The 12668-nt window shown below is 71.8% G+C and carries 8 protein-coding genes; 3 read left to right on the top strand and 5 right to left on the bottom strand.

Annotated features, from left to right (window positions below; translation table 11 throughout):
• Positions 1 to 106 precede the first annotated feature (106 nt).
• A complete protein-coding gene (locus tag OG936_RS21595; RefSeq protein WP_406496739.1) occupies positions 107 to 1390 on the top strand; it encodes a DNA-directed RNA polymerase sigma-70 factor in 1284 nt (427 codons plus the stop codon).
• Between the two features lie 189 nt (positions 1391 to 1579).
• Here OG936_RS21595 and sucD read toward each other — a convergent pair whose 3' ends face one another.
• The 5 genes from sucD to OG936_RS21570 form a co-directional block, all read right to left on the bottom strand.
• Positions 1580 to 2464 (bottom strand): succinate--CoA ligase subunit alpha, encoded by an 885-nt coding sequence (gene sucD, locus OG936_RS21590; protein ID WP_383753106.1) that lies wholly within the window; start codon positions 2462 to 2464, stop codon positions 1580 to 1582.
• Between the two features lie 21 nt (positions 2465 to 2485).
• Entirely contained in the window at positions 2486 to 3667 is a 1182-nt protein-coding gene (sucC, locus tag OG936_RS21585) for an ADP-forming succinate--CoA ligase subunit beta (RefSeq protein ID WP_406496737.1), read from the bottom strand.
• A gap of 405 nt (positions 3668 to 4072) precedes the next feature.
• Positions 4073 to 5290 carry a vWA domain-containing protein gene (locus tag OG936_RS21580; RefSeq protein WP_406496735.1) on the bottom strand — a complete coding sequence of 406 codons (1218 nt, stop codon included), beginning with the start codon at positions 5288 to 5290 and terminating at the stop codon, positions 4073 to 4075.
• Entirely contained in the window at positions 5287 to 7935 is a 2649-nt protein-coding gene (locus OG936_RS21575) for a DUF5682 family protein (protein ID WP_406496734.1), read from the bottom strand. Before OG936_RS21575 ends, OG936_RS21580 begins: the two co-directional genes overlap by 4 nt.
• Complete coding sequence (locus tag OG936_RS21570; RefSeq protein ID WP_406496733.1) at positions 7932 to 9044, bottom strand: AAA family ATPase; 1113 nt, start codon at positions 9042 to 9044, stop codon at positions 7932 to 7934. The genes OG936_RS21575 and OG936_RS21570 overlap by 4 nt, the downstream gene beginning before the upstream one ends.
• A gap of 349 nt (positions 9045 to 9393) precedes the next feature.
• On the opposite strand from OG936_RS21570, the gene OG936_RS21565 reads away from it, so the two are divergent.
• Together OG936_RS21565 and OG936_RS21560 are read left to right on the top strand one after the other, a co-directional pair.
• Positions 9394 to 10827 (top strand): SWIM zinc finger family protein, encoded by a 1434-nt coding sequence (locus tag OG936_RS21565; protein ID WP_406496731.1) that lies wholly within the window; start codon positions 9394 to 9396, stop codon positions 10825 to 10827.
• A gap of 49 nt (positions 10828 to 10876) precedes the next feature.
• Entirely contained in the window at positions 10877 to 12469 is a 1593-nt protein-coding gene (locus OG936_RS21560; RefSeq protein WP_406496730.1) for a DUF5691 domain-containing protein, read from the top strand.
• Positions 12470 to 12668: the final 199 nt, after the last annotated feature.

The following is a 12668-nucleotide window of genomic DNA, read 5'->3' as shown; positions in this document are numbered from 1 at the left end:
TCCCAACGACACACGCTTATTCCGTGTAACAGGCGAACAGTCGCTGTGTCGCTCAATATGCGTTTATGTACTTTTTTGCTCAGCACAGGTCCACGGGGGTTCATTCATGACGCAGAGTTCGCCCGATGTGGCCGCCGCCCCTCCGCTCAGCTCCCCCAAGGAGCGCCGCAGACTGCGTGAGGCGAAGTCGCTGAGTGAAGAGCAGGTCGCGATGGCGGTGGGCGTCACCCGGGCCGCGTCTTCGAGCGCCCGGACCGAGCCCACCACGTCGAGCACCCGGCCGAAGGCCGCCGTCAAGCAGACGGCCCGCCCGGCGACGCCGACGACAGTCGCGTGGCTGTCCAAGCCGGTGACGTCCGCGAAACCGCCGTCCCGTCCTCCGACCCCCGCCGCAGTCACCGGGAGCTCCGCCATGGCGCCGACCGAGCCCGGCACCGCCCCCGATCTGCCCGGCACCCACGTATCCGGCGCATCCGGCGCGAGTGAAGGACCTGATGAGGCGACAGCGCCGGCCGTTGAGGCAGCGGCGGCGGCATCGGAGTCGGCAGAGGCTGCGGCCGCTGCAGCAGAAGCCGCCGCGGTCGAGGATTTCGATGCCTTGTACAAGCACTGCGCTGTCGCCCTCTTCCGGCAGACGTTTCTGCTGACCGGGCGCCGGAGCCGCTCCCAGGAGTCCGTCGCGCGGGCCTTCGTGCTGGCCTGGGACCGCTGGCCCGAGGTCGTGGCGGACCGGGATCCGGTGGGGTGGGTGCGGGCGGCTGCGTACGAGTACGCGATGTCGCCCTGGCACCGGCTGCGCCGCACACACCGTGAGCTCGACCCACCGCCGGCCGAACCCGGTGCGCGCGCACTGCTCGACGCGCTGCTCGACCTGCCGCCGTCGTACCGCCGCACCCTGCTGCTCTACGACGGTGTCGGCCTGGGGCTGCCCGAGACCGCGGCGGAGACGGAGGCCAGCACTCCGGCGACGGCGAGCAGACTGATGAACGCCCGTGCCGCGGTCGCGGAGCGGCTGCCCGAGCTGGCGGAGCCGTCGTCCCCCGCCGAGCAGTCGGCGCTCCTGCACCAACAGCTCGGCGCGCTCGCCGAGGCCCAGACCCCCGACTCGCTCCCCTCGCCCGACGTGATCCGCACGGACAGCGAGCACCGGGCCCAGCTGTGGACCAAGGCCGTCATCTCCTTCGCGGTGCTGCTCGTCGCGGCGACGCTGTTCACCCTGGCGACGGCTCCGACGCGGTACGAGCCCCCGGAGTCACCCGCTCAGCAGGTCGAGGGAGTGCCGCCACGAAGTGGCCCGCAGAAGCTGACGCCGCAGGACCTGGACCTGCGACAGCAGCTGCGCGGCGAACTCGTACAGGGCCCGGCCCGGCTGCTCCCCCACCCCGGCTGAACGCGAGGCGGGAACCGGCTGACGGACGGAGCCACCGCGGGAGACACGGGGGCCTCGCCCGAGGCGCGGACGGATCAGCGGCCGTGCAGACAGAAACGGCGCGGGCCCGTATCCCTGACCGGGGTACGGGCCCGCGCCGTCTGTGCGGGTGACGCGATACTGCGGTACTGCTCCGACCCGGTGAAGCGATCAGGCGCCGAGGATCTCGCGCGCCAGCTTCGCGGTCTCGGTCGGCGTCTTGCCGACCTTGACGCCTGCGGCCTCCAGGGCCTCCTTCTTCGCCTGCGCGGTGCCGGAGGAGCCGGAGACGATGGCGCCGGCGTGGCCCATGGTCTTGCCCTCGGGGGCGGTGAAGCCCGCGACGTAACCGACGACCGGCTTGGTGACGTTCTTCGCGATGAAGTCGGCCGCACGCTCCTCGGCGTCGCCGCCGATCTCGCCGATCATCACGATGAGGTCGGTCTCGGGGTCGGCCTCGAACGCCGCGAGGGCGTCGATGTGCGTCGTACCGATGACCGGGTCGCCACCGATGCCGACGGCGGAGGAGAAGCCGATGTCACGGAGCTCGTACATCATCTGGTAGGTCAGCGTGCCGGACTTGGACACGAGACCGATGCGGCCGGGCTTGGTGATGTCGCCCGGGATGATGCCGGCGTTGGACTGGCCGGGGGTGATCAGGCCGGGGCAGTTCGGGCCGATGATCCGGGTCTTGTTGCCCTTCGAGCCCGCGTACGCCCAGAAGGCGGCGGAGTCGTGGACGGCGATGCCCTCGGTGATCACGACGGCCAGCGGGATCTCGGCGTCGATCGCCTCGACGACGGCGGCCTTGGCGAAGGCCGGCGGCACGAAGAGAACCGACACGTCCGCGCCGGTCTTCTCCATCGCCTCGGCGACGCTCCCGAACACGGGAACCTCGGTGCCGTCGAAGTCGACGGACGTGCCGGCCTTGCGCGGGTTCACGCCGCCGACGATGTTGGTGCCGTCGGCGAGCATGAGCTTGGTGTGCTTCATGCCGGTGGCACCGGTCATCCCCTGGACGATGACCTTGCTGTCCTTGGTGAGGAAGATTGCCATGGTGTTGGAGTCCCTCGTCCCTTACTTCGCAGCCGCGGCGAGCTCGGCGGCCTTGTCGGCCGCGCCGTCCATGGTGTCCACGCGCTGCACGAGCGGGTGGTTGGCGTCGGAAAGGATCTCGCGACCCAGCTCCGCGTTGTTGCCGTCGAGGCGCACGACCAGCGGCTTGGTGACTTCCTCGCCCTTGGACTTGAGCAGTGCAAGCGCCTGGACGATGCCGTTGGCGACCTCGTCACAGGCGGTGATGCCGCCGAAGACGTTGACGAATACGGACTTGACGTCCGGGTCGCCGAGGATGATCTCCAGGCCGTTCGCCATGACCTCGGCGGAGGCACCGCCACCGATGTCGAGGAAGTTGGCGGGCTTCACGTTGCCGTGGTTCTCACCGGCGTACGCGACGACGTCCAGCGTCGACATGACCAGACCGGCACCGTTACCGATGATGCCGACCTCGCCGTCGAGCTTGACGTAGTTGAGGTTCTTGGCCTTGGCGGCAGCCTCGAGCGGGTTGGCTGCGGCCTTGTCCTCGAGCGCCTCGTGCTCGGGCTGACGGAAGTCGGCGTTCTCGTCGAGAGACACCTTGCCGTCCAGCGCGAGGACGTCACCGGAGGCGACCTTGGCGAGCGGGTTGACCTCGACGAGGAGCGCGTCCTCGGCGACGAAGGTCTCCCACAGCGTCACCAGGACCTCGGCGACCTTCTCGGCGACCTCGGCCGGGAACTTCGCCTGGGCGACGATCTCGCGGGCCTTCTCGATCGTGACTCCGGAGTTGGAGTCGACCGGGACCTTCGCGAGGGCCTCGGGGGTCTTCTCCGCGACCTCCTCGATGTCCATGCCGCCCTGCACCGAGGCCATGGCCAGGAAGGTGCGGTTGGTGCGGTCGAGGAGGTACGAGACGTAGTACTCCTCAAGAATCTCCGGCGCGGTCTCGGCGATCATCACCTTGTGGACCGTGTGGCCCTTGATGTCCATGCCGAGAATGTCGGTCGCGCGGGCGACCGCCTCGTCGGGGGTGGCGGCCAGCTTGACGCCGCCGGCCTTGCCGCGGCCGCCGACCTTCACCTGCGCCTTGACGACAGACTTGCCGCCCAGCCGCTCGGTCGCCTCGCGGGCTGCCTCAGGCGTGTCGATGACTTCACCGGCCAGCACCGGTACACCGTGCTTGGCGAAGAGGTCCCTCGCCTGGTACTCGAACAGGTCCACGCGCGTCCGTCCCTTAATCAATGGTCTCGCGGTTCGATTTCTGCGTGGGCGTGCCGCGAGGGGCAATGTGACTGCTCTGTCACTAGGAAGGCGCACAGGGTGACCCGGAGTACGCGGCATGTCCATCTCGCAGGTTATCCCCGCGCTCCGCATGACCCTAAATCGCAGGTCGTACCTGAGCGGTGATTACGGTCACAGGCCGGGCCGGTCACCGGGTCGCAGTGGACGACTCCGCACGGCCGTGGCCCCCGGGGACTGCCCCCCGAACAGGCCGGGAACGCGCTCCACGCGAGCCTCTCTTCCTGCTGAAGCGAGTTTCCCTGCTGAAGCGAGTTTCCCCGCTGCCCCGGGATTCCCCGCTCCCCCGGGTTCCCCTGCCGGCGCGAGCCCCCTCCCCGACGGGGCTCAGTGCTGGGTCTCCTTGTCCGGTACGGGAAGCGGCCTCTTCTCGATCGCCGCGGCCATCACTTCCGGGAAGAGATCCGGGGTGCATGCGAACGCCGGTGCGCCCAGGGCTCCGAGGGCCGCCGCATGGTCGCGGTCATAGGCGGGCGCGCCCTCGTCGGACAGTGCGAGCAACGTCACGAACTGCACGCCGGAGGCCTTCATCGCGGCGACCCGCTTGAGCATCTCGTTGCGTATGCCGCCCTCGTACAGGTCGCTGATGAGCACGACGACGGTGTCGGCCGGGCGGGTGATCCTCGACTGGCAGTAGGCGAGCGCGCGGTTGATGTCCGTACCGCCGCCGAGCTGGGTGCCGAAGAGGACGTCGACGGGGTCGTCGAGCTGGTCGGTGAGGTCGACCACGGCTGTGTCGAAGACGACGAGTCTGGTCCGCAGGGTGCGCATTGAGGCGAGCACCGCACCGAAGACGGAGGCGTAGACGACGGAGGCGGCCATCGATCCCGACTGGTCGATGCAGAGGATGACGTCCTTCTTCACGGACTGTGCGGCCCGCCCGTAGCCGATGAGGCGCTCGGGGACGACGGTGCCGTACTCCGGGAGGTAGTTCTTGAGGTTGGCCCGGATGGTGCGGTTCCAGTCGATGTCGTGGTGGCGGGGCCGGTTGATCTTCGCCGAGCGGTCCAGTGCGCCGGTGAGGGTGGCCCGGGTGCGGGTGGCGAGTCGCTTCTCCAGGTCGTCGACGACCTTGCGCACGACCGCTCTCGCGGTCTCCTTCGTCGTCTCGGGCATGGCTTTGTTGAGCGAGAGGAGCGTGCCGACGAGATGGACGTCCGCCTCGACGGCCTCCAGCATCTCCGGTTCGAGGAGGAGGGCGGAGAGATCGAGCCGGTCGATCGCGTCACGCTGCATGACCTGGACGACGGAGCTGGGGAAGTATGTACGGATGTCGCCGAGCCAGCGGGCCACGGAGGGTGCGGAGGCTCCGAGCCCGGCCGAGCGGTTGTTTCCGCCCCGGCCTCCGGGGCGGGCTCCGCCGCCGTAGAGCGCTGCCAGTGCGGCGTCCATCGCGGCGTCGCGTCCGGTGAGGGTGCGGCCGGTGCTTTCGGCGCTGTCCCCGCCCAGGACCAGCCGCCACCGGCGCAGCCGTTCGTCGTCGGCCGGGCCGGGCGACGAGCCGTGGGCAGGGTGCGGTGTGGTGTCGACGGTGTTCGTGGTCATCCCGTTGCCCCCAGCGGTTCCGGTTCCTTGACGTTCGCGGCACGCTCGCCCGGGTGGACGGCGCCCGGGACCGGATTCGTGTCGGTGCCTACGCCTGCACCTGCGCCTGTGCCCGTGCCCGCGCCTGTGCCTGCACCTGTGCCCGTGCCTGTGCCTGTGCCTGTGCCTGTGCCTGTGCCTGTGCCTGTGCCTGTGCCGATGACGGTGACGGTGTGTATGTGGGCGTCGGTGTCGGTGTCCAGACCGAGCAGGAGCCGCAGTACCGGTACCACCGCGTCGGCCCGGGCCCCGTCGAGTCCGGGACCGAAGCCGGGCACCGCGGCCGTGGTGCCGTCGGCGCCGGCGGCCGGTCTTCCGGCGGCCGGACCGCGCCGTACGAGCTCGCCCAGCGTGCGCCGCACGCCCGCTTCGTACACCGAGAAGGTGCGGCGCAGCAGAGGCAGCACATCGGCGAAGGTGTCGGCGGGAACCCCGGTGAGCCAGGCGTCGACCAGGCCGAGCAGTCGCTCGTCGTGGACGAGGAGCATGCCTCCCCCGGCGGTTCCGCCGACGAACCCCTCGATCCAGGCCGCGGCGTCGGGCGGGGGTGTGCCGGGTGAGAGGGCCAGGCCCATCAACCGTGCCGCCTCGTCCTCCGCGAGCCGTCCTTCGTCGAGCAGCAGACGGGCCGCGCGGCCCCGGATGACGCCCGCGACCGTGTCCCGGGCGGCGAGCTTGTGCAGTACGGCGGTCCAGCGCTCGCGCAGCCCGTCCCCGTCGGCGTCCGTCCGAACGGCCTCGCCGAGCAGGCCGATCGCGGTGTGGACCCCGTCCACCCGGCGGCGGAGTTCGGCGGCGCCGTCGGCGTCGAGTCCGGTGCACGCGGGTGGCAGTCCGACGCAGATCCGCTCGGCGAGCCCGGCCGCGACCCCGCCGAGCGCCGCGGTGTCCGTGGACCGGACGTCGCCGTAGCGCAGGGTGCGGGCCAGTGCGGGCAGGGCGTCGGCGAGGTGGCTGACGTCGGCGTCGAGCGCGGCACGGTCCGCGAGGCCCTTCATGACCACGGGCAGCGCGTCGGGCAGTTCCGCGAGGAGGCACTGCTCGGCCAGCGCCGTGACCTCGGCGAGCCCGGTCGCCGAGGTCGCCTGGAACTCGGCCTTTGCGGTGGCCGCGGAGAGCACGGTGGTGCCCCAGGTCCCGGCCTCGGCGACCTGTACGTACAGCTCGGGTTCCCAGCGCAGCCGCCAGCTCTCCCGGAAGGTGCCGGTGCTCGCCCGGCCGGTCGCGGACTCGCCCCAGCCGACGGCCAGGATTCGCAGCCGGTGGAGCAGCCGGCTGCGGGCCGCGTCGGTGTCCTTTCGCAGATCGAGCTCCAACTCCCGCTCCAGCGCCTCCGGTTTGAGCCGGAGCGTGCGCTGCTGCCGGGTGAGGTCGCGTTGCAGGGGGACGGCGGGGGCGGTGTCCGGCACTTCACCGAGTGTCTCGCCGACGATCAGCCGGTCCCGCACGAGCGCGAGCGGCACATCGGAGCCTTCGCCCATCACGGCCCTGATCGCGTCGGTCGTCTCGCTCAGCCCGGCGAGCGGGCGGCCGCGCATGGCGGCCAGGGTCTCGGCGAGCCGGACGGCCTCGATGACGTGGGCCGACGAGACGAACCGGTCCTCGTCGCGCAGGAGTCCGGCGACCTTGGTCATCCACCGCTCGATCGGGCGGTCGGCGGCGTCGAAGAGGTGCCCGTACCAGCCGGGCGAGTCGATGCCCGCCCCGTAACCGCTGTGCCGGGCGAGCCGACGGTGCGACCAGGGCACCCAGGTCAGCTCGGTCTTGACCTTGGGGAGCCCCTTGAGTAGGGCCCGGTCGGCGGCGAGCGTGGTCCTCGTGGCGAGCGCGGGTACGTGCCAGGCGCCGCAGACGACGGCGATGTCCTCGCCGAACTCCTTTGCCGCCTTGCGCAGTTGGATGCGCATGTACGCCTCGCGGACGGCGTCCCGGGGATGGCCGCCGTCGCCGTACACCTCGCGCAGGGCGGTCATGGCCTCGGCCAGCGCGGCGAACGGAGCCCGCGGGTCGGCGGTCTCGCCGTCCTGGGTGCGGTGTTCGACGACGTCCTCCCACCAGGCCTCCGGGTCGTCGTAACCCGCTGTCTCGGCCAGTACGCCGATGGGGTCGATCGGGGCGCGGGCGGGCGAGCCGCCGACGAGTGTCCCCGATCCGGCTTCCCCTGCCCCTTCTCCGTCGCCTTGCTCTTCCCCCTCCCCGTTCCCGTTCCCGTCCGGTTCCCCGTTCCCGTTCCCGTCCGGGTCGTCCTGGCGTTCCGCTTCCCGCGTCATGGCCAGCGAGTTCGCCGCGGGCAGGTCGATGAAACGGACCGGCACGTCATGAGCCAGCGCCCAGCGGATCGCGACCCATTCGGGCGAGAAGGCGGCCAGCGGCCAGAACGCCGCCTGCCCCGGGTCGTCCACGGCATGGGCGAGCAGCGCGACCGGCGGGCGCATCTGCTCGTCGGCGGCCAGCGGGAGGAGCGCGTCACCCTCCGGGGGGCCCTCGATGAGCACGGCCCGCGGGCGGGCGGCGGCCAGGGCCGCACCAACGGCTCGGGCCGAGCCCGGCCCGTGGTGCCGCACCCCCAGCAGCAGCGGTCCGCCGGGCGGCGTGGCCCGGGTCATGCGGATACCTCGCGGCAGGCGCGGTAGAAGTCCTTCCACCCGTCCCGCTCCCGGACGACGGTCTCCACGTACTCCTGCCAGACCACCCGGTCGGCCGCGGGATCGCGGACGACCGCGCCGAGGATGCCCGCCGCCACGTCACCGGGGCGCAGCACGCCGTCCCCGAAGTGCGCGGCCAGTGCCAGGCCGTTGGTGACGACGGAGATCGCCTCGGCCGTCGACAGCGTCCCCGAGGGGGACTTGAGTTTGGTGCGGCCGTCGGTGGTGACGCCGTCGCGCAGTTCACGGAAGACGGTGACGACCCGCCGGATCTCGGCCAGGCCGTCGGGCGCGGCCGGGAGGTCGAGCGAGCGCCCGATCTGGGCCACGCGCCGGGAGACGATGTCGACCTCGGCATCGGGGGTCTCCGGCAGTGGCAGCACGACGGTGTTGAACCGGCGGCGCAGTGCGCTGGACAACTCGTTGACCCCGCGGTCGCGGTCGTTGGCGGTGGCGATGACGTTGAAACCCCGGACCGCCTGGACCTCCTGCCCCAGCTCGGGAACGGGGAGCGTCTTCTCCGAGAGGATCGTGATGAGCGAGTCCTGCACATCGGCGGGGATGCGGGTGAGTTCCTCGATCCGCGCGGTCATGCCGTCGGACATGGCGCGCATGAGCGGGCTGGGCACGAGGGCGTCACGGCTGGGCCCGTGCGCGAGCAACTGGGCGTAGTTCCACCCGTAACGGATGGCTTCCTCCGGGGTGCCTGCCGTGCCTTGGACGAGCAGTGTCGAGTCACCGCTGACAGCGGCCGCGAGATGTTCGGACACCCAAGTCTTGGCGGTGCCGGGGACGCCGAGGAGCAACAGGGCGCGGTCGGTGGCGAGTGTGGTCACGGCGACTTCGACGAGGCGGCGCGGGCCAACGTACTTGGGCGTGATCACCGTGCCGTCCGGCAGTGTGCCGCCGAGCAGATAGGTGGCGACGGCCCACGGGGACAGCTGCCAACGGGCGGGCCGCGGACGGTCGTCGGCCGCGACGAGGGCCTTCAGCTCGTGGGCGAAGGCGTCCTCGGCATGCGGGCGCAGGGCCTGAACGCCATCGGTGGCGGTGGTTTCGGACACGGTCATGGATCCCCTCCAGATCGGTCGACCTGACGTGGTTCCCACCGTGCACCATGGCACTGACAATCGGCTCCGACCGCAGGTCAGGGCCGATTCGGCCGCTACGGAACGGGAGTTCAGCCGACCACTGGCGAGACGGCGGACGCAGCCGCCCGCCGTGCTGAGCCCCTCACCCTCGGCCTCCTTGACGACTTTGCCCTTGTGCGTGATCGAGCAGGAGACGTCGGCCCCGCTCTCGACGGCCTTGTCCACCTGATCGACGGTCTCGAAGCAGGCGCCGAGGCCCACGGCGAGCCCGAGGCGACGAATCAGCAGGTCAGGCCGATTGTCAGTGGCGGGATCTACCGTCGTTCCCATGCTGCTATCTCAGGGAGAACCCTTGCGTACCGCCGCCCCGGCGGCGCGCTGGACGGTGGAGCAGGTACTGGCCCTGGCTCCTGACGAGGCATCGCGCAGGGCGGGGAGCAAGCTCGGTTCGACCGGCCCTTGGTCGGGCGGCGGATGCGACGGTTCGGGCGCGGTGTGGGGGCTGTGCAAGGGAAGCGGAAGCAAGCCGTATCAAACGGTGGTCGACACCACCGGCCCTGCGTACAAGTGCAGTTGTCCCAGCAGGAAGTTTCCGTGCAAGCACGCGCTGGGCCTGCTGCTGGTCTGGGCGTCCGGCGAATCGGCCCTGCCCACGGGCGAGGTTCCGGACTGGACCGGCGAGTGGCTGACGGGCCGTCGCAAGCGCGCGACGGAGAAGGAGGGGAAGGACGGGCCGGCTGCGGGCGGCGCCTCGGCCACGGGCCCGGCCGACCCGGAGGCCGCCCGGCGCCGTGCCGAGCGCCGGGCCGAGCGGATCACCGGCGGAGCACAGGAGCTCGAGCAGCGGCTGACGGACCTGCTGCGCGGCGGCCTGGCGACGGCCGATCAATCGGGGTACGGGCTGTGGGAGGAGACGGCGGCCCGCATGGTCGATGCCCAGGCGCCCGGACTGGCCGCCCGGGTAAGGGAATTGGGGTCCATTCCCGCGTCCGGGCCAGGCTGGCCGGCACGGCTGCTGGAGGAGTGCGCGCTGCTGCATCTACTGGACAGCGCCTGGCTGGGAATCAGCCGACTGCCGGAACCGCTGGCGGCCACGGTTCGTACCCGGGTGGGGCTGACCGCCTCCGCCGAGGGCCCACCGATCCGCGACAAGTGGCTGGTCCTCGCGCAATACGACACCCCGGACGGCAAGATCGTCACGCGCCGGATCTGGCTCCACGGCAGGGACTCGGGCCGCGCGGCGATGCTGCTCTCGTTCGGGGCCGCCGGGCGCTCCCCCGGGCTGGCACTGCCTGTGGGTGTCACGATCGACGCCGAGATCACGCCCTATCCGGGCATGGGCCGGCTACGGGCGGAGCTGGGCCGGCAGTTCGGTGTCCCGTCCCCGGCAGGCACGCCACCTCCGGGGGGCACGGTGGCGACCGCGATCGCCGCGTACGGGGATGCCCTGCGGGACGACCCGTGGCTCGACACCTGGCCGGTGACACTGCACGAGGTCATACCCGTGCCGTCCGGGGACGGCTGGCAACTGGTCGACGCGGCGGGCGAGGCAGCCCTGCCCCTCGCTCCGTCCGCGCTGTCCCGGCCCGGGCTGTGGAAGCTCGTCGCGCTCTCCGGCGGCTCTCCGGTCACGGTTTTCGGCGAATGCGGCCACCGTGGTCTCGACCCGCTCGCGGCCTGGTCCGCGGACGGGGACGACGCCGCAGGCAGCGCCGGTATCAGCAGCGCCGATACGGCGTCCGGGACTGTGCGGCTCATCTGACGCCGGGTTCACAGGATTTGAAGGATTCGAAGGGCTCATAGGGGGACCAATGCCTCGCACCATCACACTCGCGCCATGGGAAGAGCTCGTCACCACGGCGCTCCTGGGCACCGACCGCCGGCCTGCGGAGGGAAACGACGGACCGGCCGGGCTGCTGGACGCGGCGGCGCTCCACACCGTGCGGCGCAGAGCGGGACTGCTGCCCGCCCCCGCCGCCCCCCGGCCCGGGCCGGCGCCCGTCGACCCCAGGCCTCCGCTGCCCACGGCCGCTCGGCGCAGACTGGCCCAGTTGCTCGCGGACCGGTCGGCAGCGGGCGGCTCGGGTGGTCGGCGCGGTACGGCCCCCGATCTCACGGAACTGATCCCGCAGTGGCTGGCCACCGCCAATCAGCACGGCTTCCGGGCCCCGGCCGCGCTGCTCCCGCCCCTGCTCGACGCGGCCAGATCCCGTACCGATCTGCGGCCGCAGGCCCTGGTCTTCGCCGGGCCGCGCGGGCTGTGGCTGGCCGGGCTGAACCCCGAGTGGAAGTTCGCGCTGCGCGGGTCGTCCGGCGGCTCGCTGCTGCCCGACGTCACGGATCCGGAAGCGGTCGCCCGGCTGTGGGAGGAGGGCCTGTTCGCCGAACGGGTCGCCCTGCTCGGGGCCGTACGGGCACAGGATTCCACGCAAGCGCTCGCGCTCCTCGCCACCACATGGTCCACCGAGCGCGCCGAAGACCGGCTGATGTTCCTCGACTCACTGCGCACGGGGCTGTCCGCCGTGGACGAGACCTTCCTGGAACAGGCCCTCTCCGACCGCAGCCGCAATGTCCGCTCGACGGCTGCCGAACTGCTTTCCGCGCTGCCGGAGTCGGCGTTCGCCGGACGGATGGCGGCCCGCGCGATGTCCTGCGTGAGCCCGGACCTCGCGGACGACGGCGTCTCTGTCGCAGTGGAGGCCCCGCACGAATGCGACGCCCCGATGGAGCGCGACGGCGTGGTGGCGGTGCCGCCGTCCGGGCGGGGCGAACGGTCCTGGTGGTTCGGCCAGTTGGTGGAGGCGACCCCGCTCGCCACCTGGCCGGCCCGGTTCGGCGGGCGCACCGCGCAGGAGATCGTCGCCCTGCCGGTGGCCGACGGCTGGGCCGAGGAACTGCACGCCGCCTGGTGCCGGGCAGCGGTGCGCCAGCGGAATCCGGAGTGGGCCCGCGCACTGCTCGGCGCCCCCTCCGTCCCTCCGTCGACCGGACCGGGCCCGGCGTCGCTCGCCGAGCGGTCGAAGCTCCTCGCCATACTTCCGGCGGCCGAACGGGGCGAATGGGTGGCCGCCTTCATCGCGGCGCACGGACTGTCGGAAGCGTTCCAGCTGCTCGGGGTCTGCCCGACCCCCTGGTCCGAACCGCTCGGCCGCTCGGTCGTCGACGCTCTGGACATCGCCCGGGACGCGGGCAGCTACCCCTGGAGCTTCAGCGGCGTGATGGGCCTGGCCGAACGCTGCCTGAACCCGGCCGAGGCAGACCGCCTGGAAGTTCTCACCACCACCCCGGACGAACCGGAAAACGCCTCACCGGGTGCGAACGGCTACTGGTCGGAGGCCTTCCAACGACTGGTCTCCACACTGCGGCTGCGCGCGGCGATGGACCTGGAACTGATACCGGGCTGAGAGGCCGCCGGACTTCGGCCGTGGGAAGCGCGGGGCAGCCCCGGCGGAGGCTCAGCGGGCGCGAGCCTCCGGGGCCCGAGCCCCGTCGGCGTCCGGCACGGAGAGGTATCAGTCCCGGTGGCCTCGGCCACGTCCCCCCGCACGGCCACTTCCATGCCGGCGCCCCGTGCGACCGTCCCCACACAACCGTCCCCGGCGC

This window comes from Streptomyces sp. NBC_00846, from assembly GCF_045207325.1.
Taxonomy (GTDB): domain Bacteria; phylum Actinomycetota; class Actinomycetes; order Streptomycetales; family Streptomycetaceae; genus Streptomyces.
This window is presented reverse-complemented; position numbering and strand designations above follow the sequence as displayed.

Bases quoted from the DNA above. Each gene is read 5' to 3' on its own strand.
- OG936_RS21575 (WP_406496734.1), bottom strand. From the start codon at position 7,935: ATGACCCGGGCCACGCCGCCCGGCGGACCGCTGCTGCTGGGGGTGCGG.
- OG936_RS21580 (WP_406496735.1), bottom strand. From the start codon at position 5,290: ATGACCACGAACACCGTCGACACCACACCGCACCCTGCCCACGGCTCG.
- OG936_RS21595 (WP_406496739.1), top strand. From the start codon at position 107: ATGACGCAGAGTTCGCCCGATGTGGCCGCCGCCCCTCCGCTCAGCTCC.
- OG936_RS21560 (WP_406496730.1), top strand. From the start codon at position 10,877: ATGCCTCGCACCATCACACTCGCGCCATGGGAAGAGCTCGTCACCACG.
- OG936_RS21565 (WP_406496731.1), top strand. From the start codon at position 9,394: ATGCTGCTATCTCAGGGAGAACCCTTGCGTACCGCCGCCCCGGCGGCG.
- OG936_RS21570 (WP_406496733.1), bottom strand. From the start codon at position 9,044: ATGACCGTGTCCGAAACCACCGCCACCGATGGCGTTCAGGCCCTGCGC.
- sucD (WP_383753106.1), bottom strand. From the start codon at position 2,464: ATGGCAATCTTCCTCACCAAGGACAGCAAGGTCATCGTCCAGGGGATG.